This is a genomic window from Proteus hauseri, assembly GCF_040139125.1.
Classification (GTDB): Bacteria; Pseudomonadota; Gammaproteobacteria; order Enterobacterales; family Enterobacteriaceae; genus Proteus; species Proteus hauseri_B.
The window spans coordinates 96582-119279 of the sequence record NZ_JBEEUB010000004.1; the positions used below are offsets into that span (position 1 = coordinate 96582).

The 22698-nt window shown below is 34.2% G+C and carries 23 protein-coding genes and 1 pseudogene; 8 read left to right on the plus strand and 16 right to left on the minus strand.

The features are described from left to right. Positions 1–45: 45 nt before the first annotated feature. The 6 genes from ABN099_RS08535 to ABN099_RS08560 form a co-directional block, all read right to left on the minus strand. The gene (locus tag ABN099_RS08535) at positions 46–1968 is read right to left on the minus strand and encodes a YadA-like family protein (RefSeq protein ID WP_349463237.1); all 1923 of its coding nucleotides are present in this window, start codon (positions 1966–1968) and stop codon (positions 46–48) included. A gap of 455 nt (positions 1969–2423) precedes the next feature. Beyond that, complete coding sequence (locus tag ABN099_RS08540) at positions 2424–2975, minus strand: Ail/Lom family outer membrane beta-barrel protein (RefSeq protein WP_349463238.1); 552 nt, start codon at positions 2973–2975, stop codon at positions 2424–2426. A gap of 312 nt (positions 2976–3287) precedes the next feature. Further along, a complete protein-coding gene (locus ABN099_RS08545) occupies positions 3288–3824 on the minus strand; it encodes an Ail/Lom family outer membrane beta-barrel protein (protein WP_349463239.1) in 537 nt (178 codons plus the stop codon). A gap of 524 nt (positions 3825–4348) precedes the next feature. Next, positions 4349–4948, minus strand: a complete 600-nt coding sequence (locus tag ABN099_RS08550; protein ID WP_349463240.1) for a pentapeptide repeat-containing protein — start codon at positions 4946–4948, stop codon at positions 4349–4351. Positions 4949–4973: 25 nt separating this feature from the next. Next, positions 4974–5291, minus strand: a complete 318-nt coding sequence (locus tag ABN099_RS08555) for a hypothetical protein (protein ID WP_349463241.1) — start codon at positions 5289–5291, stop codon at positions 4974–4976. A gap of 41 nt (positions 5292–5332) precedes the next feature. After that, the gene (locus tag ABN099_RS08560; RefSeq protein WP_349463243.1) at positions 5333–5629 is read right to left on the minus strand and encodes a putative quinol monooxygenase; all 297 of its coding nucleotides are present in this window, start codon (positions 5627–5629) and stop codon (positions 5333–5335) included. 445 nt (positions 5630–6074) lie between these two features. Here ABN099_RS08560 and leuE point away from each other — a divergent pair, with 445 nt between their 5' ends. The 4 genes and pseudogenes from leuE (at position 6075) to ttcA (ending at position 8606) form a co-directional block, all read left to right on the plus strand. Further along, entirely contained in the window at positions 6075–6665 is a 591-nt protein-coding gene (leuE, locus tag ABN099_RS08565; RefSeq protein WP_432807501.1) for a leucine efflux protein LeuE, read from the plus strand. 152 nt (positions 6666–6817) lie between these two features. Beyond that, positions 6818–6871 (plus strand): annotated as a pseudogene (locus ABN099_RS19055) (4Fe-4S binding protein); the annotation flags it as partial. Between the two features lie 78 nt (positions 6872–6949). Continuing rightward, positions 6950–7357: a 4Fe-4S dicluster domain-containing protein gene (locus tag ABN099_RS08570; protein WP_349463245.1), complete on the plus strand. Its 408-nt coding sequence runs from the start codon at positions 6950–6952 to the stop codon at positions 7355–7357. Between the two features lie 328 nt (positions 7358–7685). After that, positions 7686–8606 carry a tRNA 2-thiocytidine(32) synthetase TtcA gene (gene ttcA, locus ABN099_RS08575; protein WP_349463246.1) on the plus strand — a complete coding sequence of 307 codons (921 nt, stop codon included), beginning with the start codon at positions 7686–7688 and terminating at the stop codon, positions 8604–8606. 313 nt (positions 8607–8919) lie between these two features. On the opposite strand, the gene zntB is transcribed toward ttcA, so the two are convergent. Then, complete coding sequence (gene zntB / locus ABN099_RS08580; RefSeq protein WP_349463247.1) at positions 8920–9903, minus strand: zinc transporter ZntB; 984 nt, start codon at positions 9901–9903, stop codon at positions 8920–8922. A gap of 380 nt (positions 9904–10283) precedes the next feature. On the opposite strand from zntB, the gene ABN099_RS08585 reads away from it, so the two are divergent. Beyond that, on the plus strand, positions 10284–10622 hold the full coding sequence (locus ABN099_RS08585; protein ID WP_349463248.1) for a DUF4377 domain-containing protein: 339 nt from the start codon (positions 10284–10286) through the stop codon (positions 10620–10622). Positions 10623–10901: 279 nt separating this feature from the next. Next, positions 10902–11471 carry an Ail/Lom family outer membrane beta-barrel protein gene (locus ABN099_RS08590; protein WP_349463250.1) on the plus strand — a complete coding sequence of 190 codons (570 nt, stop codon included), beginning with the start codon at positions 10902–10904 and terminating at the stop codon, positions 11469–11471. 515 nt (positions 11472–11986) lie between these two features. Here the strand turns inward: ABN099_RS08590 and ABN099_RS08595 are convergent. After that, positions 11987–13606: a peptide ABC transporter substrate-binding protein gene (locus tag ABN099_RS08595; protein ID WP_349463251.1), complete on the minus strand. Its 1620-nt coding sequence runs from the start codon at positions 13604–13606 to the stop codon at positions 11987–11989. A gap of 270 nt (positions 13607–13876) precedes the next feature. On the opposite strand from ABN099_RS08595, the gene tpx reads away from it, so the two are divergent. Next, positions 13877–14380 (plus strand): thiol peroxidase, encoded by a 504-nt coding sequence (gene tpx, locus ABN099_RS08600; protein ID WP_349463253.1) that lies wholly within the window; start codon positions 13877–13879, stop codon positions 14378–14380. 95 nt (positions 14381–14475) lie between these two features. Here the strand turns inward: tpx and tyrR are convergent, their stop codons facing one another. From tyrR to pspA, 8 genes are all read right to left on the minus strand, one after another. Continuing rightward, on the minus strand, positions 14476–16044 hold the full coding sequence (tyrR, locus tag ABN099_RS08605) for a transcriptional regulator TyrR (protein ID WP_349463255.1): 1569 nt from the start codon (positions 16042–16044) through the stop codon (positions 14476–14478). A gap of 154 nt (positions 16045–16198) precedes the next feature. Next, the gene (locus tag ABN099_RS08610) at positions 16199–16618 is read right to left on the minus strand and encodes a hypothetical protein (RefSeq protein ID WP_349463256.1); all 420 of its coding nucleotides are present in this window, start codon (positions 16616–16618) and stop codon (positions 16199–16201) included. Between the two features lie 569 nt (positions 16619–17187). Beyond that, on the minus strand, positions 17188–18237 hold the full coding sequence (locus tag ABN099_RS08615) for a YcjF family protein (protein WP_349463257.1): 1050 nt from the start codon (positions 18235–18237) through the stop codon (positions 17188–17190). Beyond that, on the minus strand, positions 18234–19628 hold the full coding sequence (locus tag ABN099_RS08620; RefSeq protein WP_349463259.1) for a YcjX family protein: 1395 nt from the start codon (positions 19626–19628) through the stop codon (positions 18234–18236). Before ABN099_RS08620 ends, ABN099_RS08615 begins: the two co-directional genes overlap by 4 nt. Next, positions 19609–19863: a peptide permease gene (locus ABN099_RS08625; RefSeq protein WP_349463260.1), complete on the minus strand. Its 255-nt coding sequence runs from the start codon at positions 19861–19863 to the stop codon at positions 19609–19611. The genes ABN099_RS08620 and ABN099_RS08625 overlap by 20 nt, the downstream gene beginning before the upstream one ends. Positions 19864–19979: 116 nt before the next feature. Next, positions 19980–20336 carry an envelope stress response membrane protein PspC gene (pspC, locus tag ABN099_RS08630; protein ID WP_349463262.1) on the minus strand — a complete coding sequence of 119 codons (357 nt, stop codon included), beginning with the start codon at positions 20334–20336 and terminating at the stop codon, positions 19980–19982. Next, positions 20336–20566, minus strand: a complete 231-nt coding sequence (pspB, locus tag ABN099_RS08635) for an envelope stress response membrane protein PspB (RefSeq protein ID WP_064719777.1) — start codon at positions 20564–20566, stop codon at positions 20336–20338. Before pspB ends, pspC begins: the two co-directional genes overlap by 1 nt. Before the next feature lie 35 nt (positions 20567–20601). Continuing rightward, positions 20602–21270, minus strand: a complete 669-nt coding sequence (gene pspA, locus ABN099_RS08640; protein WP_349463263.1) for a phage shock protein PspA — start codon at positions 21268–21270, stop codon at positions 20602–20604. A gap of 221 nt (positions 21271–21491) precedes the next feature. Between pspA and pspF the strand changes: the two genes are divergently transcribed. Then, positions 21492–22496, plus strand: a complete 1005-nt coding sequence (pspF, locus tag ABN099_RS08645; protein ID WP_349463265.1) for a phage shock protein operon transcriptional activator — start codon at positions 21492–21494, stop codon at positions 22494–22496. The last annotated feature ends 202 nt before the right edge of the window (positions 22497–22698 follow it).

The following is a 22698-nucleotide window of genomic DNA, read 5'->3' on the forward strand; positions in this document are numbered from 1 at the left end:
CAGCGATTAGCTGACCTCTATTTCTATCTACATTCTCTCTTTTTTTTACCACTCAAAATTCACACCCGCACCATACATTAAATCACCAGAATTTGATGTTGAGGTAGATACACTGGCTTTAGCGGCGATATTTTCATTAAAACGGTAACCACTTCCCACTGCAATCGCATTTTCAGAGTTATATCCTCCGATAGCTGCACTGACATTAAATTTACCCACACTATAAGGTTGGAATAAATTAGCCGTTGCGGCTGACATTGCAAAACCACGTTTCATTTTGTCATCAAAATCATTCATTCTATTTTCTAACTTATCAATACGCGCACTATTATGTGTTGCTAAGTTCCAAGCATTATTTGCGGTTTTATTGGCAATATTTGCCGTATTATTTGCCGTATTTGCCGTATTATTTGCAATGTTAGATGTGTAATTGGCATTATTAGCGGTTGTATTTGCCGTATTGGCAATATTTTTTGCATCCACAGCCGTGTTTTGAGCATTATCAGCACTAGTTTGTGCTTTATCTGCGCTAGTCTGAGCTTGATTAGCTGTTGTTTTGGCATCGGTTGCCGTTGTCAGTGCCGTATTAGCTGTTACTTTTACCTCATTAACAGAGGTCAGCGCTGTATTCGCGGTTGTTTTAGCTTCGTTGGCTGTTGTTAACGCTGTATTAGCGGTTGTTTTGACTTCATTAACCGTTGTTTTAACCTCATTAACTGAGTTTAATGCAGTATTTGCTGTTGTTTGAGCGCCATCAGCGGTTTTTTGTGCATTATCCGCAGCTGTTTTGGCTCCTGTGGCAGTGGTTAGCGCTGTTGCTGCGGTGGCTTTCGCTTCATTTGCGGTAGTTAAGGCTGTTCCTGCTGTGGCTTTAGCATCCGTTGCAGTAGTCAATGCTGTATTAGCTGTATTTTGAGCATTATCAGCGGCAGTTTTAGCCTCATTTGCCGTTGTTAACGCTGTACCCGCTGTCGTTTTAGCTTCTGTTGCTGTTGTTAACGCCGTATCCGCTGTCGTTTTGGCATCATTCGCCGTTGTTAATGCTGTACCGGCTGCTGTTTTGGCTTCTGTTGCTGTCGTTTGAGCATTATCGGCGGCTATTTTTGCGCCATCAGCCGTTGTTTTAGCTTCAGTTGCGGTTTCATTTACTGCTTTTAATTGAGCAATATTAGCAACATCTGTATCTTCGGCACCGCCAGCAACATTAGTGATACGCCGATAGGTATCTTTTTCACCCCATTGGCTATTTTCAGCACTTTGTCCTACTGATAACTCACCAACATTCTGTCCTGCTCTATTATTCTCATCTAAAAATAGTGCTTTTTCTGTAGACATTTTTCCTGCGACTGAATTAGCACCTAATGCAATAGATTCTCTTGCATTATTCACGACTTTGGCATCCGTACCAATTGCAACACTTTGATTACTTTCAAATTCAGAGCCATCAGGTGCTGTAAGTTTACTACCAACACCGGCATTTGAATTACTACCGATGCTTATCCCACCATTATTTTGTTTAGATGCATCACCAATGGCTATGCCACCTAAACCATTTGAAACAGCTTTTGAACCAATAGCGACAGAACCTTCACCTTTAGAAACTGCCGCATTACCAAACGCTAATGCCGGTGCTCCTGATAACTGACTATCAGCATATGCACTATTACCAATAGCAATATCAGAATCAGATTTAGCAACAGGAGGTCTTGGTTTATCTTTAGGCAATAACTTATTTGGATTTTCAGCGGGAATATCTTTATCGTCCGCTGTATTACCAATAATAATTGAATTGTTATCAATGGGATCGATAAAACCAGATCCTACTTTAACGCCCCCAGATTGTTCAACTAAACTGGTTGAAACATTTGGCATTGAAACTGGGACATCAAGATCATTATTGTCATCGATAGACGCGGCTTGAACAAAAAAAGGAGCGAGGGCTAGTACGATCAAAGATTTTTTAAACATAGATAAGACCCCAATATATTAAGTAATACAACATTAAATAAAGGAGTTTTGAATATAACTTTATTAAAGGAATACTTTCGGCTAAAGATAAATCAATAAAAGATTAGAAGTAGTCGTTTGTACTTAAGGTTTAACTAATTATTTTTTATTAAAAATCTCATTTAGATTAAAAATGATTTTTAATAGAATTAAAATTAAAAATCGACCAAAAAGGCAGCTAATAAAATGAAGAATTTGCAATATCTCATCATTTAAAGCCAGGAAAAAGACTAGTGAAAAAATGGCTCTATTTTTACCTACTTGGAGATAAAATACTTTTTCAACTCAAAATAAGTTAGCAAACCGAATAACCACCTTATTACAACCTTCTTTTTTAGATGTAAATTATTCTAGTTATTGAACTCTATACTTATAAAAATAAAGCCACATAATGTGGCATTATTTAAAAATAATTATTAGAATCTGTATCCAACACCAAAGACCCAAGTGCCAAAATTAATGCCTGCAATTTGAGAGTATTCATAAGAAGCATCCACAGCTAAATAAGGCAAGGGATTAAACTGCATACCTACCCCATAACTATTCGAAAATTCAGTTGCTTCTTCTTTACTTCTCATATTTGTATTATGCTTATTAACTTTAGCGCTCATACTACTCATGCCAACTAAACCATATAAATTAATATATTGATTAAAACGATAGCTTGGACCTGTGCTTAATAAATAATAACTTAAATCTAATTCCGTTGTTAGATTATCAGATGCAGATTGTTCATAAGCCCGTTTATTATAGGAAAACGAGCCAATAATACCAAACCCATTACCTATTTCACGGTGATATTTAAGATTAAATCCTCGTGGATCTTGTTTCGATTTTACCCCATCAACTTTAAGACCACTCTGAGCATAGCCTACTGATACTGTATTTTTTAATGATGCAAATGCGTTAAAAGAAAGTGTAGAAAAAACGATGATTATAGATGAAGAAATAAATAATTTTAATTTCATTTACAGACTCAATATTATTAAAAAAGAGAAATAAGTAATTAATCAATATTGTTTGAATATTAATCAATAAAAACTCAATTTAAATAATAAAACAAGCTTAAAAAATCACAAATTACTTATTAACCAAATAAGAACAATAAAATAATAATTTTATTTTAAAAGAAATAGGCGAGACAGAGCACTATAAAAAACACCCTATGTGAAAGATTTAATTAGATAGCTTAGTTAATTGAATTATCATTAAATAAATAATTATAAAAAAAGAGATCATCAAGATGATCTCTTATGATAATACTTATTTATTTAGTGGTATTAGAAACGGTAACCTACACCTAATACCCAAGTACCAAATTTAGCATCGTCTAACTTAGAATATTCATATGAAGCATCAATAGCAATATTAGGCAGCGGATTTACTTGTAAACCTAAACCATATGCCATTGACGTTTTATTATAGTCATCTTTCTCACCATAATATTTATCTTCTTGATTTACATGTCCAAGACCAATTAAACCATAAGCACTAACATAGTCATTAAAGCGATAGCTTGGACCAGCCGTTAGTGAAAAGTAATTAACTTCTGAAGAACCTACTTTGCTCCAATACTCATAGTAGTTATAAGTGAGTTTGGTATAAGTTAATGAGCCAATAACACCCCAGCTATCATTTAACTCATAGTTATATTTAAAGTTAATACCTTTTGGGTTGTCATCTATTTTATCATCATCAAGCTTGATGGTAGTCTGCGCATAACCAACGGAGAAAGTATTATTTAATGCCGCTTGTGCGCCAAAAGAGATTGTGGAGATAGCTAATACAGTAGCAGAAATGAGTAAATTACGTTTCATCTTTATTCTCAATATAATAAATAAGCCAAAATGAATATATAAGAAGGCAACTAAAATAAAACTTTAGCTGTTAATTTTCTTATCATTCAATAATATTGTGCTTAAATAATACGACAACAAACCAAAATAATAAAGATTTTCTTATTAATGAAGTGACAATAGAACAACTATCTTAATCAAAAATAAACTTACCATACTTTCACCTATCACCAATAAAATATTAAGACTATAAAATCAAAGAAAAAAAACCAGTTAAGCATAAAATAAATTAAAAGTTCGATTTTCAATCAGTAAATTATACAATATAAAAAATATCAAAACTTAAGTTAAATTAAACAAAAAAAACATGTAAGATAACCCTTATGACAGTAGTTTAAGTATAAAAAAAACAGTTAAATTCAAGCCCGATAAATAAAAAATAAAAAAGCCACTTCAACTGTAGTGGCCATCATTATTATTGAATTTTCACTGTTCTTATGTTGCTCTGCTATTTTATATGGCAGTAATGTCACCAAATAAAAAAGCTAATCTACCAATTGAATATCTAAATATCTCAACAGTTCTAACGCTTCAAATTTGGAAAATTTAGCTTTTGTTATTTTATTTTGGCGAATATCAATATCAAATGAGTGCGAATCACTAAAATCAACAAATTCCAAATTTGTCTGCATAAATAAACTATTTGTTAAATCAGAATTAATCATAACTGATTTTTGCAATTCAGCATGTCTAAAATCAACATCATGCAGGCGACAATCTTCAAAAATAGATTCATGAAGCTTCAATTCAAAAAAATTACAACCACTTAAAATACTACTTTTAAAACTTAGCTGAGAATAAAAATCAAATCGTGGCCAATAGGCTTTTGTCCAATCAATACCGACAAGTTTACACCCTATAAACTCTAGATTAGAAAACCGCGTATTTCTTACCTCAATCAAACTTAAATTACATTGGTTAAATAAGCAGTTAATAAATTTGCAATAAGTTAAACTTGCTGATGAAAAATCACAATTATTGAACTCACACTTCTCAAATACGATTTCTTTAAATGTAAGCCCCGCAATATCTAACTTATCAAAAACCACATCTAGATATTCTTGCTCGTTTTCTATTTTCCCCATGCGAACTCCCTTGTTTAAATACCTTTTATGCTCTATTTGCTAGTTGCATTTTTAACCAAAAAGCTTGCTGGCATAAATTAAAAAACTCTTTCCGACGTGGTGAGATCGGTTTATGGTTTGATTCAATAATTTCCCACGTTATCCAATGTTCGGGGCACTGAGCATCATTATCATAATGCTCAGTTTCTATCTCTTCGACACACTTAAGAATAACACCATCATTAAACTGCCAAGTTTGTGTAGACGTTATAACCTCTTTTAACTCATCATGCTGTTTAACATGCGTTAAATTATGATAATTATTATCCATATTGATAATATGGGATATGTAGTTTGCTAACATAAAGTCTGTTACCTAAAATCTTTTCATACAAATAAGCACTATTATGCTCTATTTAATGCGCTTTCCATCAATATAAATTTAGGTTCTGCTTTTATATATTGGTTAATCATTGGTACTAATCGCCGGAAATGTTCACTATTACAGTGCGTATCTAATGCCGCGTGATCTGGCCACTCTTCAATAAAAATAAAATGACCCGGATCTTTTTCATCAATATACAGATCATAACTAATGCAAAGAGGCTCTTTTTTTGTTGCTTCAACGAGCTCACGATAAAGTGGTAACACTATATTAATAGCTTCTGTTTGAATAAAATCTTCTGCGATAACTTTTAGCATGATATTTCCTTTAGTGAACACTCAACTAAAACACTGTATAAATCCACATTAAATATAATTCACTTATCCTTGCATATCCATCACATTTACCTTAAAAAGGGCTCAATTGTTGAGATAAAACACCACATCTTATTAATAGATGGTAACAATTTGTTTTTTATGGCTTTTTTATTTAACTGTAAATATAGTCCACTATTTTTTGTAACAGAACCATCTCCTAATATTTTCTACTAAAATCATTAAATATTTCCAAGAAAAATACTTAAGTTATAAATAATTATCCTGATTATCGAGAAAAATATACGTTTAAATTGGCTAGATTATTTTTATATAATATAAAATTGAATCTACTTATCCGAATAAGTAAAAATAACTATTAGCGTGGAGGTTAAACGTGTGGCTTGAGCAATTTGGGGTACTTAATATTTGGACATATCTAGCGGGTATGTTTTTTATTATTATTGTTCCTGGTCCAAATTCACTCTATGTACTTAAAACCAGCGCCTCACGCGGTGTTGCTGCCGGTTATCGAGCTGCATTGGGGGTATTTATTGGTGACGCCATTTTAATCTTTTTAGCCTTTATTGGTGTTGCATCTGTAATAAAAGCATCGCCTCTCCTTTTTACCATTGTTCGCTTTCTTGGTGCTTTTTATCTGCTCTATTTAGGGATAAAAATAATTTACGTTAATTTCTTTTCACGAGAAAAAAATTCAGCTGAAGCAATGAGTCTACAGGAACATGTATTCAGAAAAGCACTGACTCTTAGCTTAACCAATCCAAAAGCGATCTTATTTTATATCTCCTTTTTTGTGCAGTTTATTGACTTTAACTATGCACATACTGGCTTATCTTACTTAATTCTTGCCTCAATGCTTGAAACATTTAGTTTTATCTATCTTTCATTTTTAATTTTTGGTGGCGTTGCTCTTGCTCGATTTTTTGGTTCTCGTAAAAGCATGGCTAAAGCAGGAAATGGAATTATTGGATTATTCTTTATGGGATTTGCGACTAAATTGGCATTGATTACCTCTTAAAGAATAATAATTCTCTTTAAGGTAAAATAATTTTATTAATAACTACTTAACCCACCTAAGTTTGATTAATATTATTAAAACATCTCAACACTCGTTATATCATAATAGATATAACCAGAGAAATAGGTAATGAGATAAATAGCCTAATTGTAATTGACTCTCAAAAATGTATTGGTTGTAAAACGTGTGAAATTGCTTGTTCTGTCAGCCATACATCAGAAAAGGATGGGGGGGATTTTCTTGATAAGAAAAACTTTCATCCTAGAATACGTATTATTCGATTAATGAATTACTTTACTGCTTCTGTTTGCCATCAATGTGAAGATGCGCCTTGTGCCGAAGCTTGCCAAACAAAAGCGTTAATACTTGGGGAAAATAGTGTAGAAACTCACCCTGATAATTGTATTGGTTGTCGAGCATGTCTATTAGCTTGTCCATTTGGTGCGATTGAATTGATAAAAGGCAACCATAGCTCTCAGCGCTCTTTTTTAGAATTAGGGCAGCAAATTCATATGGATATTATAAAATGTGACTTATGTAAGCACCGAGAGCAAGGTCCTGCTTGTGTTGAATTTTGTCCTCAAGATGCGCTTACTTGTGTTTCTGATAACACATTATCAAAACTTACAGAACAACGCAGAAGAGATTCTGTATTGAGAGAAAATCATTCTGTAGATGGATATTATCTTTAAAAAATCATCTAGCCTCATAATATTGTGAGGCTATAAAACGCGTTATATTAACGCCTAAACGGTTTCCATTTTACTTATCTGCATCGAATCTATATCGAAACTACCCTACCATCTGCTATCATTGCGGCTTATCAATTTCCTTGCCATAAATAACGAGTATTTTTTGCCTATGAATTATTTATATCTACATTAAATCTAATTGATCTTTATACCATTTTTTAAAATTTCAGATCGACTTAAAATAGGTGTTGATAGAAATAACATCGGTTAAAAAAAGATATTTATCAGCAAATTACAGAACAATCAGCAACAATATAGAAACGTAAAAATGAGCATTCCAAAAGAGCAGTATAATTTTAACAAATTACAAAAACGCCTACGCCGTGATGTTGGGCAAGCTATCGCTGACTTTAATATGATTGAAGATGGCGACAGAATTATGGTCTGCCTTTCTGGTGGTAAAGATAGCTATACATTGCTTTCTATCTTAATGAATCTGCAAAAAAGTGCTCCGATTCACTTTTCACTTATTGCCGTTAACTTAGATCAAAAACAACCTGGTTTTCCTGAGCATATTTTACCTGAATATTTAGAACAGCTTGGTGTTGAATATAAGATTGTTGAAGAAAATACTTATGGGATCGTAAAAGATATTATTCCAGAAGGTAAAACTACCTGCTCTTTATGCTCTCGTTTACGTCGTGGTATTTTATATCGTACAGCAACTGAAATTGGCGCAACTAAAATTGCTTTAGGTCATCATCGTGATGATATTTTAGAGACGCTATTTTTAAATATGTTCTATGGTGGAAAACTCAAAGGTATGCCACCAAAATTAATGAGTGATGACGGTAAACATATCGTTATTCGCCCTCTTGCTTATGCTCGTGAAAAAGATATCGAGCGCTTTGCTCAAGCAAAGCTATTCCCAATTATTCCATGTAATCTTTGTGGCTCACAACCAAATCTACAGCGCCAAGTTATTAAAGAGATGCTAAGAGATTGGGATAAACGCTACCCTGGTCGAATTGAAACCATGTTTAGAGCGACACAAAATATTGTTCCATCTCATTTATGTGATACTCAATTATTTGATTTTGTCGGTCTCAAACATGGCGATGAAGTCATTAATGGTGGAGATTTAGCATTTGATAAAGATGAAATTCCATCAACGCCACTAATTTCACCAGAAGAAGATGAACGACCTAATTTTAGCCAAGATAGATTAGATATTATTGAAGTTAAATAAATCATCGGATCCCTAGAAAACGATATTCTCTTTTCTGGGGATTTTTATGTTCAAAAATCATTATGAACGAAAGATAGATACAAAAAAAAACCGATGTCATTAGACACCGGTGTAATAATGGTCAATTATTCTGTATTAAGAACTCAATATGAGAAAAACTACAATTATGGAGCACAACGTTCATCGCTCAACGTTGTATTCACCTGCGAGAGTTATAGTGCCAGATGTTTCACTTTTAAAAATTGATATATCTCAAACAGAGTTAGAGAATTCTTTTTTAAATCCATTTAGTTACGATTAATTTTCTGAATATTTACAACCATCTACTACGCTTTAACCACCAGGTAACAATAATAATTAAAAACAGTAGCGACATACAAAAAATAGTGAAGCCATAAGGAAACTCATTTCCAGGGATCCCCCCTAAATTCACACCAAATAATCCAGTCAGAAAAGTTGTAGGTAAAAAGAGCATTGCCATTAGCGACATAGTATAAGTCCGTCGATTCATTGCATCAGCCATCATTGAAGTAATTTCATCTGCAATAACTGCGGTACGTGAAATACTGCTATCCAAGTCTTCTAAACGCCGGGAAAGTCGTTCTGATATTTCCAACATCGTCACTCTGTCACTATCACTCATCCAAGGTAGCTTCTCTATTGATAATCTAGAGAAAACATCTCGTTGGGGCGCCATGTAACGACGTAATACAATAAGTTGTTTACGCAATAATGCGAGTTCCCCTCTTGCTGGAATTTGCTGATCGAGGATCATATCTTCTAGTTCAATTAATTGGTCATGAAGTGTTTCTACAAATTCACCAATTTCATCCGTGACAGCATCAGCCATAGTAATAAGCCAATCACCACTACATTCAGGACCATCACCTAATTCTAAAGTATGAATAACAGAATCTACCGAATTCACCCTACGATGACGGCTAGAGACAATAACTTGGCTATTAATATAAATTCTAAACGCCACGAGTTCATCAGGACGGTCATTAGGATTATTATTAATTGTTTGCAGATTAATAATTACACCTTCGCCAATACGTTGTGCTTTTGGTCTAACGTTTTCCGCCAAGAGTACATCTTTTGCAATAGGAGGCAATAGAGCCGTTTCTTGTATCCACTGAGCGCTTTGTGATTTACGATAATCTAAATGAATCCAAAAAGGTTGCTCGCTACTCGCTATCGAATCTGAAGTTATTTCTTTTGTACTGCCATTGCCACTAAGCTGAGCGGCATAAATAGCATCGGAATTTTGGATAACAGAATTATTAATTGTATTCATTTAGTATCCTTCTTAAATATCTCACTTAACACAATATTCCAGTTTCACTGCTGACGAGGATATGTTTATTCGAATATGCAGCTTTTATATTATTATATTTCAAGATGTTATTTCATACTATTTTTGTCAATTTTGCTTGTCCTAACGATTTTTTGTATTAAAAAACAGCAAATTTATATTATATTTTCTACTTTAGGATTTTTACACTAAAAATAATGTTGATAGTTACCTTATGCTATTACTTTCAATATATACCTAAGAATATGTTATTTTATGATTGGATGCTTCGGAAACTACCTACTATTAAGTGTAGTTTCTTGAGCAATATATAAACCACATTCTATACTTAGTATGTCGTACCTAAAAATAAGGTCATTAATATGAACAAATTTCTCGCTATTCCTTTATTTTTACTTTTAGCAGGTTGTGATAACGCTACTACGACAGAATCAGCGGCTAATCCACAAACTGAGCCAACAAAAACCTTTCTTGTAGACTCTCAACTTTATGATTGTGTCGGTGTTGCACCTATGAAATGTATGAAAATAAAAGAGCTCCCTTCTGGTGAGTGGTCTCTTTTTTATCAAAACATTGAAGGCTTTGAATTTAAGAGTGGTTCGGAATATACACTGAAAGTAAAAGTAACAGATATTCCTAATCCGCCAGCGGATGCACCAAGCGTAAAATATACATTAGTTGAAGTACTAGATAAAAAGTAAATTATCTGATAAAGCGTGATGGATTTTAGGATCCATCACTCTATTTAAATACTTGCTTTATTTATCCATTTAAATATAAAAACTAAAGTATTTATATGATGTTTTTAATAACATTATTCTTTTTAATTCAATAATTATATATTTATGCAATCCGATTTTTTATTTAATCTAAGAGTAAGCTTGCTAATTTTTTTTAAGAGTAATTTCAATCAATTAATATTGAGTTTATTTTTTAACTCACTAAAAATAGCGTCATCTTAAACAAGCAGATACTCAAAAATGAATATACCTAAAAAATTAATTACTACCCTTATCTTCTTAGCGTTATCATACTCATCCTCTTTATATGCTCACAATGATGCTCACACATTTTATGGTGGCTACATTTACAGCAAAATTACAGGTAACACAGCTCATGGCGCACAACTGAGCTATCGTTATGAGTCAGATAATACATGGGGGTTATTAGCATCCCTACTACATATTAATTCCAACCGTGAGAAAAATTTTAGTGATGGGCGATTTCCCACTCTCTCAATTTTAGAACAAAAATATTCTATGACTTCAGTATTAATCGGTCCTACTTATCGAATTAATTCTGCCTTCTCAATTTATGCCCAAATGGGACCAGTAAAAATAAAATACAATGAAGATAAGCATCATCCATTTATTAACACAACGGATGACTGTGTAGTCAATACATCCAACTATTTAGCTCAAGGTGGTATTGATTATAATCCCATAGAGTATATTTCAATCAATATGGGATATCTCTATTCCGATGCAACGGTTAATAAAAGACGTATTAAGTTAGATGGTATACAACTCTCTTTAGGATATCGATTCTAAAACTGTTGATAACATGTAACAATTATTAACAAAACTAATATTAATTGATTATTGATTTATTTGTAAATATAAGCAGTTAAACAACTAATAACATTAGTTTCAGTTAATATTAAGAACATATACCTATAAGAAAAAGAGGATGTAATATTAAAATTTGCTTATACTGCACAATTAGTCAAAACATTAATGCAAAAATATATTAACATTCATTCTGCAATGTTTATTCCTTTTGAGTCTCCTTCTGTTTTTATAACAGAGGGATTTTTTTTATTAAAAAAATTTTTGTAACAGCCGTAACAGTTAGAAACAATAAAAAACGTGCAAATTAAACGTTTTAAATATAATTTATAACAAGACAATAAGTTACCTCTGCTTTATTTTGCTACGCCCCTTGTTAAAAGGGGTTCTTTTTTTACCCTCTCTTTTTTATTAAAATCTCTTTGACTCTATTAATAAAAATAAAAAAAACACCCAACCAAAAAGTTGAGTGTCTTATATTTCGCTGAGATATAATGTTAATGTTTTAAAATATATAATGAATGGCTATATGCTACATCTTCAGGATTTTCAATAGGATAACCTTTTAACCAAGGTTTAATTAATCGTCCATTTGTATATTGATAAATAGGCGCTATTGGTGCATCTTCAGCAATTATTTGCTCAGCTCGGTTATAAAGACGATTTCTTTCGTTATCATCAATGGTTATTCCAGATAGCGTCAAAATTTCATCATATTGCTGATTTTGATATTTAGAAATATTTCCCGCATGCTTAGAACCTAACAAAGTTAAAAACGTTGATGGTTCATTATAATCCCCCATCCATGAAGCTCTAATCACATCAAAATCACCTAAGTTCCTACTATCAATATAGGTTTTCCACTCTTGATTACGTAATTCAACTTTTACGCCTAATTTTTTCTTCCACATTGATGCGACTGCAATAGCTATTTTTTGATGATTCTCAGAGTTATTATATAAAAGTGACAGTTTTAGTGGGTTATGAGGTCCATATCCCGCAGCTGATAGCAGTATTTTGGCTTGGCTATCTAGTTCATCTTGATTGTATTCATCATAGATTGTGGGCTCGGGTATAAAGTTTGCCGTAACATCAGGCGTAAACCGATTAGCTGGTTTTTCGCCAGTTCCTAGCACTTTTTCTGTAATAATTTTTCTATCTATTGCCATTGCCAATGCTTTGCGTACACGAATATCACTTGTCGGTCCTGATTGTGTGTTAAATGCATAATAATAGGTACCCAGTTGTTTAGGAATATAAACTTGGTCTGGAATATCCTTCATTAATTTATGGTATAAATTTTTAGGAAAGGATTCAGTAATATCTATATCACCGGCTAGATAACGTTTTGTTGCTTGCGATTCATGATTAATTGGTAAAAATGTCACTTTTGTTAAAACGGTATTTTTATGATCCCAATAGTAACGGTTTGGTGTTAGGACGATTTTTTCATTAACAACCCGTTCATTTAAAACAAAGGCACCATTTCCCACTAAATTATCTACTTTTATCCACTCTGCACCATATTTTTCAATAGTATGACGAGGTACAGGATATAACGAGAAATGGGTGGTTAAACTTGGGAAATAGGAGACGGGTCGTTCTAAGGTAATTTTTAATGTTTGTTCATCAAGGGCTTCTACGCCCAATGCTGTTGGCTTTAATTTTCCATCAATAATTTTTTGTGCATTTTCTATCGAGGATAAAGACACATACCACGCAGAAGGTGAAAGGTTTTTAGGATCAACCAATCGTTGCCAGCTGTATACGAAATCTGATGCGGTAACTTTTTCACCATTAGACCATTTAGCATTGTTGCGCAAAGTAAAGATCCATATACGGTTATCCTCTGTTCGCCACGATTGTGCAACGCCAGGAATAGCGCGTCCATGTCTGTCTTTTATCGTCAACCCTTCAAATAAATCTCGCTGGATCTGTGCTTCAGCTAAACCAACTGAATTAGTGGGATCTAAGGTAGCCGGATCATCTTTTATATGGCGAACAACTTCTTGTTTTTTATCCAGTATTTCACCTTTTGGGATCTCCGCAGTATAAGCTTGCGACGTAAATACCCCTTGGGCAACCAGTATGCAGGAAATGACGAATGTTTTGCGCATGTCTGTTTCGTCCTGTAGTCTATGTGAAAGTGAACTGAATAATTATAAGAGCCTGATAAAAAGGCACAATCACTGTTTTCAATTATTTTATAAAAATCAGCCTTTTTAGCTGTTACTACATTTTTTAGCTACAGCTACAGCTACAGCTACAGCTACAGCTACAGCTACATTAGTAATGATAAAATTTAATTATGGTCAAGCGGTAACAATGTTATCGCAAATATGAGTATTAATAATCGTTAGTTTAAAAACTAATAAAGGAGAGCAACAATGGCACATCAAGTTACTTTACAAGGAAACGCAGTCACTTTAGCAGGGAGTTTCCCAACTGTAGGTCAAAATGCACCTGATTTTTCTTTAGTGGGTAAAGACCTCAATGATGTTTCTTTAGCCCAATTTGCTGGTAAACGTAAAGTTTTAAATATTTTTCCTAGTGTAGATACTGGTGTTTGTGCAGCAAGTGTTCGCCAATTTAACAAAGTTGCAAATGAATTAAATAATACGATTGTATTATGTATTTCAGCTGACTTACCTTTTGCTCAAGCTCGTTTTTGCGGTGCTGAAGGTTTAGATAATGTAGTAACGTTATCTACTCTACGTGGCGCTCAGTTTAAAGAAGATTATGGCGTTGCCATTGCATCTGGTCCTTTAGCTGGTTTAACAAGCCGAGCAGTAATCGTATTAGATGAAAATAACAAAGTTATTTATACCCAACTCGTTGATGAAATCACTACTGAACCAAATTATGATGACGCACTTAACGCGTTAAAATAATCTATTCTAGGTGCATTATAGGTTGTAAAAATAAACGGGCTATTGCCCGTTTATTTTATTGTAGTATCTAATAAGTATATTACTCACCGGAGCGATTAATTTTCACTTTTATCACTTTTTTTATTTGTTAAATTGTATTCTCTTAATTTATTCGCAATTGCAGTATGAGAGATACCTAAACGTTTTGCTAATTTACGTGTACTAGGATAATCACGATATAATCGCGTTAATATTGAAGCTTCAAATCGTTTAGTCATTTCATCTAACGAACCTTCTAACAACTCTTCATCAAACAGAGTATCTGTAATCTGTTCTGGTAATGAGATATCTTGCTGACGCAACGTATTTCCCACTAATTGAGCCATAGCTTGGTAGATAGTATTACGTAATTGACGCACATTGCCAGGCCAGGAATATTGCATTAAATAGCTAGAAAGCTCTGGTGAAAGGAGAGGATGCGCCACTTTTTGCTCTAGACAATATTGATCAACAAAATGTGTAGTAAGGGGCATAATATCTGCTTTTCTTTCTCTTAAAGGGGGCAACTTTAGGGTTAAAACATTAAGCCGATAATAGAGATCTTCTCTGAACAATCCCTTCTGCATTAATTCCCATAAATTTTTCTGAGTTGCACAAATAATACGTACATCCACTTTAACTTCCTGCTCTTCACCTACACGGCGAAATGTACCATCATTTAAAAAACGCAGTAATTTGATTTGCATCTGTGGTGACATTTCACCAATTTCATCAAGTAAAACAGTCCCGCCATCAGCTTGCTCAAAGAAACCTTTTTTCCCTTCAGATGCATTAGGATAAGCACCCGCGGCATAACCAAAAAGCTCACTTTCAACAACATCATCAGGCATTGATGCGCAGTTTAACCCAAGAAAAGGTAATCTTGCTCGATCACTTAAGAGGTGGCAGGCTTTTGCAAATATATCTTTTCCAGTTCCAGTATCACCAACTAATAGCAATGGATCATCCATTTTGGCCATTTTACGAGCTCGCTCAACAATCTGTTTCATTTGAGAGCTAACTGCGATTATTTGAGCAAAACCACTATCATCATTAATAATTAATTTAGGGTGCTCATGATGCTGCATTCCATGATATTTCAGTAGAATAAGTGCACCAACACAGTGGTGAAATTGGTTATCATCCGTCAATTTAATCGGCACAATTTCCATATCATATTTTCGTTTTTTTAGATTAATAGGAATAACTTGAGCGTGCGGATCTTTTTGGTCTAACCAACGATGAATATTAAAATTAGGGATTAATTGATTGAAAGATTTTTCGGAGTCGTCATCACTTGCTAAGTCAAAAAGCTGGCGAGTTGCTGGATTTAATAACTTAATTTGCCCTTTTATATTAATCGAAAAAACGGGCACTGGTACTGATTCTAATAATGTCCACATTGCACGGTGTTCTTGTTCTGATGGCATAAATGCCACTGTGCGAACATCAATAACACCATTAATTCTTCTTATTTCTGCCATTAAAGGCTGGAATATATTGAAATCGACTTGTGAAAAATTCAGGTAAATTAGGCCTATAGGAAATATTTCAATTCCGCGCAAATCAATATTTTTCAGTACTAGCAGATCTAATAATTCACGGGTTAACCCGATACGATCTTCGCATGTGACTTCTAAACGCATTTTAAACCTTCTTAACACAGAGTGACCCTGAACTAATTTTAGATATTATACATAAATATCAACGAAATAAAGGGAATTGTCAGCAAAGGTTGACACTACTAGCATTTATTTTTACACGAATGAATCAAGTTTTTGATTATTAAAAACCTATCGTTTATACTTTGGAGCCATTAAATAGAGCAAACCAAGACGGTTTTATTACTTTTTTCAGTTCAAAATCAATAAGATGCTCGATACCTTGTACTAATGGTTTTAATTCTCTTCGTATTACTTTTTTTATCACTTTACAGCCATTGTCAAAACAAAAAAGTAAATACTCTAATGCATAAATAGCGTTCTCTCTTTTATCGTTTTCAGTTAGATACTCAAAAAATTGTGATGCTTTCTTAAATTGATTTTGTTCTATATCTTTTTGCTGCTGTTTTTTCTTTATTTCATCAATAGTTTCATTAAGAATTGGAATAAGTGTACTTAATTGCTTATCAAGCTTTGCTAAATTGATAGAAGAACGTACATAAAGCTTACGTCTCTGTTTTGACAATTTTTTGATAACTGATATTTGTATTTCGTTCATTTTCCCATCCCTAATAAATGTAATCTACTCTTTAATATCTCTATTCTTTTGAATAGAACCAAATTTTTTAATTCTATTTAATAGCAATGATTTTTGCGAAAATAGCACGTAGATGGCAATTTTCCACCCGTTTTTTTGCTGTTTTTTTAGCTATTTTATTATCATCTCAATTGAGAAGGGTAATATTTAACGCTATTTATTATACTAAAGCCAACACTCTTTTCTATCAAAAAAGGAATATTGTTAATATATTGCTACACAAGGTGTGTGAGATAATGTGATTTTACTTAAAATACAATCAGATAATAAATCGTATAAAAAAGCTTGTTCTTTATATTTCTTACCCCTTTATATAGAAGTACTAACAATGTCTGATAATAAATACTCAAACAATAACTTAAGGTTAATAAATTATTGTTTGTCTAATCTTCTAGTTATATTTTAATTTTATTTATATAATTTATTTTCTATAAAACAATTTAAATTAATTATTATAACAATAAAAAAAGCCGCTGATATTTATCAGCGGCTTTGATTGAGTTGAGTTAAGAGTATATCCAAGGAATAGCCTATTCCTTTTTCTTACTTCCTAATGTGTTCTTTAATTGACCAATAAGCTCTTTTCTAAAATCGCCTAACTTAGGCTTATTATTATCAATCCACGGAAGTGGGCGGCAAAGCTCCATCGCTTTAATCCCTAAGCGCGCGGTTAATAGCCCAGCACCTATACCTTGCGCTGCTCTTGTTGATAATCTTGCAGCTAAGTCTTGAGATAGCCAATCCATACCAACTTCTGTGACTAACTCAGTGGCTCCTGCAAAAGCAATATTGACTAAAACAAGACGAAATAGTTTTAAACGACTGTAATAGCCTAATTCAATACCATATATTTCAGCAATACGGTTAATTAACCGAATATTGCGCCAACCAATAAACGCCATATCAACCATTGCTAATGGACTAACTGCAATCATAAGGGTTGATTCTGCAGCAGAACGGCTAATTTCAGCTCTGGCTTGCTTATCTAAAATAGGTTGAACTAATTGGCTATAAAGCTCTAAAACTTCTCTATCATTATGAGTATCATGTAATGCACTCTGCCAACGAATAAAAGCTGGGTGTTGGGGATTTACGCCTGCTTGTTTAGCGAGATTTTCGCAAAATGGTCGTCCATTTCCCATCGCATGGCTATAGAGCAGCGCTTTTGCTTTATCTCTTTCATCTGCTCGTTGACGTAAACGATAAATACGAACCCACTCAGTAATAACAGAACCTATTCCTGCGACAACAATTAAACCACCCGCACTTGCAGCACCTAAAGCAATCCAATCAGAATTTATCCACGATTCATAAATCCATTGCCCAGCTTGAGCGATAACACTTACACCTAAAATGGTGGTTGCTACTGTTAATAACCGTTTCCATACACTTTTTTTGGGTTTTAAAACAGATTGAATTTCACCTTCTAAGCGCCCTTCATTTTCTTCTTGCTCTAATTGTGGGTTAAAAGGCAGAAATTGTTCTTCGTTATTAAAATCGACACTCTTTTTTAGGATAACGTCTTCGTCTTGAAGTACAGATCCTTTAAAATCAATACGTGATTTTAGTGGCTCATTCATTTTAATTTATCCCCTAACAAAAACTCCATCGCACTATCCATTCTTATATGTGGAACGGCACTATCTCTTGAAATTTGCTGTGGTCTAAATGATTCAAAATTAAAACCTTGCTGCTGCCAAAACGCTTTTTCAGGAAGGCGTTTTGGAACTTCTCCAGGGAAATAGACCAACGGTTGGTTATCACTTAATCTAAAACCTTTTAATGCAGGAATTTTCTCACCATGATGTGAAACTATGCCGCTTTCAGTTGCTGCAATGGAGGCAAGTCCCATGCAATCAATACTGATCCCTTCAAAAATAGCATTTTGTTTTGCATCTTGAATAAGCTGCTGTAATAGCGAAACTAAATTTTCATGTTGATCCGCGGTAATATGGTCAGCTTTAGTCGCTGCAAATAAAAGTTTGTCGATACACGGTGAAAATAAGCGTCTTAATAAAGTACGTTTGCCATAATGAAAACTACGCATCAATTGTGTTAATGCTTGGCGCATATCATTAAAAACATCGGCACCTTGGTTTAATGGTTGTAAACAATCAACTAAGACAATTTGTCTATCAAATCCTTGAAAATGGTCACGATAGAAACCTTTGACGACATGTTGCCCATAATATTCATAACGCTGTTTTAACATACCAATATTGGTGCGTTTATCTGCGTTTTTTAATTTCGTAATATCATGTTGCTGTAAATCAGCCCACGGAAAAAATTGTAAAACAGGAGCGCCTGCTAATTCACCAGGCAAAACAAAACGTCCCGGTTGAATAAAATGTAAGCCTTCTTTTTTACAGTCTAATAAATATTCAGTGTAAGCCGCTGCAATATCGGCTAATAAGGTTTCATCAGCGGGTGCAAATGGATCACATTTTTTAATTAGTGACTGCCATTTTTGTTCTGGTGATATTCTTTGGCGATTTACCTTATTCATCTGTTCAGACCATTCAAAATAGTCTTGTTCTAGCATAGGTAAATCTAATAACCACTCACCAGGATAATCGACTATTTCAAGATAAAGTGATGATGTCTCTTTTATAAAACGGGTCAGTGATTCATTAGAGCGATAACGTAGCTGTAAACGAATTTCACTCACGCCTTTTGTTGGTGTAGGCCAGCTTGGTGGTGTGTGATAAAGAGAGTCCATTCCCTCATCATAAGTAAATCGTGGAATATTTAAATTATGTTGTGGAATACGTTTCACACCTAATAACTGTTTATTACGAGCAGCCGAAAATAAAGGTAAACGCGCACCACTATGAACATTTATAAGTTGATTAACCAACGAAGTAATAAATGCTGTTTTACCGCTACGGCTTAATCCAGTAACAGCTAAACGAAGGTGTCTATCGACTCCGCGATTAATAAATGCAGTTAATTCATTTTGTAGGCGTTTCATGTTTCTCCCAAGATACCTGACGTGATAGCTTATTTAGCCCTTTTGTAATAATAGGTTCAGCTATCAACAGAACCAACCAACGTAACGGCTTACTACTTATACGCCTTAATATACCGCCAGTTATTGCCGCTGGTCCTAATAAAGTGAATAACATAAAACCAAATGTTAACCCTTTTTGGATTAACTTGGTGAGATTATTTTTTTTAATCGTTGCTTCTGAGTTGGTGCAATTCACACAATCCTCCTGATTAAACCACTTTATCTTTAGAGATTAATTAGCGAACAAAGAAATGCATTTAAAAAAAGACGCTCCAATAAAAGGAGCGTCATTCAGATTAAGTGGCGAGAAAATTATAAATCTCGAAAGCGTTTATTTAATTGATACGTTGAAGAAGTAATGTAACGTTCCATTTGCTGCAAACGCTTTTCTCCGCGCATTAATTGGCTATCTACGCCATTTAAGATCTCTTTTAAACTTTCTTGCTGCTGTTGATCCTGATTGTAATTATCAGGTGCCGGCTCCATAAAAAAACTTAAAACTAAATAAGCCACAATGGTTAAACCAAAAAAGCCTGCAAACAGAGCAATCACCGCAATAACCCTAACCAGTAAAACAGGAATATTAAAATAATGGGCTAGCCCTGCGCATACACCACGGATCATTCCCTCTTGTGGCAAACGATACAGTTGCGTTTGTTGCATCGTCATTATGATTGCCTCCAGTTAGGATGTTCTGCATCAAGTATTTGTTCTAGTGTCTTAATGCGTTCCTGCATCTGTTGAGCTTGATCCACCAGCGCGCTCAGTCGCTGCATTTCTTGTTGGGTTAGCTGAACACTACCTCCTCCCTTTCTACTGCTGTAATGTAACCACAGCCAGATAGGTAGAATAAATAGAATAAAGATAGTCAGTGGTATTCCCAGAAATATATAGCCCATTACATATCCTTTATAAGTGGTTATTACGCTTGCTATTACTCTTTGTTGATATTGATTTTAGCTTTTAACGCTGCTAATTGCGCGCTAATTTCATCATCAGCTTTTAATTCAGCAAACTGTTGGTCTAAAGATTTTTCTTTACCTAAGCCATAACTTTGAGCTTCACCTTCCATATGATCAATTCGGCGTTCAAATTGCTCAAAACGCGCCATTGCAGCATCCATTTTACCACTGTCTAATTGACGACGAACTTGACGTGAAGAGTTTGCTGCTTGATGACGAACCACCAGTGATTGCTGTTTTGCACGGGTTTCTGTCAACTTGTTTTCCAATTCACGAATTTCACCTTTTAGTCGCTCTAAGGTTTCATCAATAATAATCAGCTCATGTTTTAAAGTGTCATTGACTGAAGCAATACGTTGTTTTTCAATTAATGCAGCGCGAGCTAAGTCTTCTTTATCTTTCACTAAAGCCAGTTCAGCTTTATCTTGCCAATCTTGAATTTGCTTTTCAGCTTGTTCAATACGACGTTCTAACCCTTTCTTTTCAGCTAAAGTACGTGCTGATGTAGTCCGAATTTCCACCAGCATATCTTCCATTTCTTGGATCATCAGGCGGATCATTTTTTCTGGATCTTCTGCTTTATCTAATAAAGAAGCGATGTTGGCATTAATAATATCGGCAAAACGTGAAAATATACCCATGATGTCATCCTTAATAGCTATGCTAGATAGTAGCGTTCAATTGTTTCATTTTAAATGGCATTATCACTGATAATACCCTGCTTACTTTTATTAATACAATTTACGTGCCAACTTTTATAATAACCTTAATACATTGATAAATAATAGCTTATTTAAATTAGCTTAATATTCAGACAACTGATAACATGGTAAAAAATACCTCTGTATGGTGAATTTAACCAATGAATAAGAATCTAGAGACCATTATTGGAGTAGACAGCCAGTTTATTGATGTATTAGAACAGACCTCTGCACTTGCTCAACTTAAAAAACCCGTCTTAATTATTGGTGAACGCGGTACAGGTAAAGAGCTAATCGCTCATCGATTGCACTATCTTGCCCCTTGGTGGCAAGGTCCTTTTATTTCAATTAACTGCTCTGCGTTAAATGATAATTTACTTGATTCTGAACTTTTTGGTCATGAAGCAGGCGCTTTTACGGGTGCTAAAAACCGCCATCAAGGCCGTTTTGAACGAGCAGATGGTGGTTCATTGTTTCTTGATGAATTAGCAACAGCGCCAATGCTTGTGCAAGAAAAATTACTGAGAGTTATTGAATATGGTCATTTAGAGCGTGTTGGTGGTAGCCAATCGCTTCATGTTGATGTCAGACTCATCTGTGCAACTAATGCTGATTTACCCGCAATGGCAGAAGAGGGGAAATTTAGAGCTGACTTACTCGATAGACTCGCTTTTGATGTAATAAGAATTCCACCATTAAGAGAGCGCAGAGCCGATATTATGTTATTGGCTGAAAATTTTGCTATTGCTATGTGCCAAGAGTTGGGATTGCCGTTTTTCCCTGGCTTTAGTGAAAGCGCAAGCCAAACCCTGTTAGATTATGCTTGGCCGGGTAATATTCGTGAATTAAAAAATGTGGTTGAACGCTCTGTCTATCGTCATGGAGAAAGTGATAACGAGTTAGATAATATTATTATTGATCCCTTTGCTCGCACGCAGCGGGCACTAATGGTGCCGCCATCTAATGCAATAAAATCATCATTGACCTCATCTGCACTGCCCTCTTTACCGTTAGATTTACGACAATGGCAAAACGATACAGAAAAAGCGCTAGTCGATGTTGCACTAAAAGAAGCACAATATAATCAGAAAGCTGCCGCAGAAAAATTGTCTTTAAGCTATGATCAATTACGAGGACTGATTAAAAAGCATCAATCAGTGAATTAGAGGAATAGAGGAATAGAGGAATAGAGGAATAGAGGAATAGAGGAATAGAGGAATAAAAGTAGTTGATAAAATGCTTTGTTCTAGAAGAGATAAATGGCAGATAAAAAAAAAGCCAGCACCCGAGCTGGCTAGTAAAAAAATACTGGAAGCAATGTGAGCAATGTCGTGCCTTTGGTAGAAAACCTCTTTACTGCCAAAGGAC

What these genes read in the sequence shown, in the direction of transcription:
- ABN099_RS08570 (WP_349463245.1), top strand. Translation starts at nt 6,950, where the DNA reads ATGAATTACTTTACTGCTTCTGTTTGCCATCAATGTGAAGATGCGCCT.
- pspB (WP_064719777.1), bottom strand. Translation starts at nt 20,566, where the DNA reads ATGGGCTATATATTTCTGGGAATACCACTGACTATCTTTATTCTATTT.
- ABN099_RS08615 (WP_349463257.1), bottom strand. Translation starts at nt 18,237, where the DNA reads ATGAATGAGCCACTAAAATCACGTATTGATTTTAAAGGATCTGTACTT.
- ABN099_RS08560 (WP_349463243.1), bottom strand. Translation starts at nt 5,629, where the DNA reads ATGCTAAAAGTTATCGCAGAAGATTTTATTCAAACAGAAGCTATTAAT.
- ABN099_RS08535 (WP_349463237.1), bottom strand. Translation starts at nt 1,968, where the DNA reads ATGTTTAAAAAATCTTTGATCGTACTAGCCCTCGCTCCTTTTTTTGTT.
- zntB (WP_349463247.1), bottom strand. Translation starts at nt 9,903, where the DNA reads ATGAATACAATTAATAATTCTGTTATCCAAAATTCCGATGCTATTTAT.
- tpx (WP_349463253.1), top strand. Translation starts at nt 13,877, where the DNA reads ATGGCACATCAAGTTACTTTACAAGGAAACGCAGTCACTTTAGCAGGG.
- pspF (WP_349463265.1), top strand. Translation starts at nt 21,492, where the DNA reads ATGAATAAGAATCTAGAGACCATTATTGGAGTAGACAGCCAGTTTATT.
- ABN099_RS08590 (WP_349463250.1), top strand. Translation starts at nt 10,902, where the DNA reads ATGAATATACCTAAAAAATTAATTACTACCCTTATCTTCTTAGCGTTA.
- ttcA (WP_349463246.1), top strand. Translation starts at nt 7,686, where the DNA reads ATGAGCATTCCAAAAGAGCAGTATAATTTTAACAAATTACAAAAACGC.
- ABN099_RS08595 (WP_349463251.1), bottom strand. Translation starts at nt 13,606, where the DNA reads ATGCGCAAAACATTCGTCATTTCCTGCATACTGGTTGCCCAAGGGGTA.
- ABN099_RS08555 (WP_349463241.1), bottom strand. Translation starts at nt 5,291, where the DNA reads ATGTTAGCAAACTACATATCCCATATTATCAATATGGATAATAATTAT.
- ABN099_RS08540 (WP_349463238.1), bottom strand. Translation starts at nt 2,975, where the DNA reads ATGAAATTAAAATTATTTATTTCTTCATCTATAATCATCGTTTTTTCT.
- ABN099_RS08610 (WP_349463256.1), bottom strand. Translation starts at nt 16,618, where the DNA reads ATGAACGAAATACAAATATCAGTTATCAAAAAATTGTCAAAACAGAGA.
- ABN099_RS08620 (WP_349463259.1), bottom strand. Translation starts at nt 19,628, where the DNA reads ATGAAACGCCTACAAAATGAATTAACTGCATTTATTAATCGCGGAGTC.
- ABN099_RS08545 (WP_349463239.1), bottom strand. Translation starts at nt 3,824, where the DNA reads ATGAAACGTAATTTACTCATTTCTGCTACTGTATTAGCTATCTCCACA.
- pspA (WP_349463263.1), bottom strand. Translation starts at nt 21,270, where the DNA reads ATGGGTATATTTTCACGTTTTGCCGATATTATTAATGCCAACATCGCT.
- ABN099_RS08550 (WP_349463240.1), bottom strand. Translation starts at nt 4,948, where the DNA reads ATGGGGAAAATAGAAAACGAGCAAGAATATCTAGATGTGGTTTTTGAT.
- tyrR (WP_349463255.1), bottom strand. Translation starts at nt 16,044, where the DNA reads ATGCGTTTAGAAGTCACATGCGAAGATCGTATCGGGTTAACCCGTGAA.
- ABN099_RS08585 (WP_349463248.1), top strand. Translation starts at nt 10,284, where the DNA reads ATGAACAAATTTCTCGCTATTCCTTTATTTTTACTTTTAGCAGGTTGT.
- leuE (WP_432807501.1), top strand. Translation starts at nt 6,075, where the DNA reads ATGTTTTTTATTATTATTGTTCCTGGTCCAAATTCACTCTATGTACTT.
- pspC (WP_349463262.1), bottom strand. Translation starts at nt 20,336, where the DNA reads ATGACGATGCAACAAACGCAACTGTATCGTTTGCCACAAGAGGGAATG.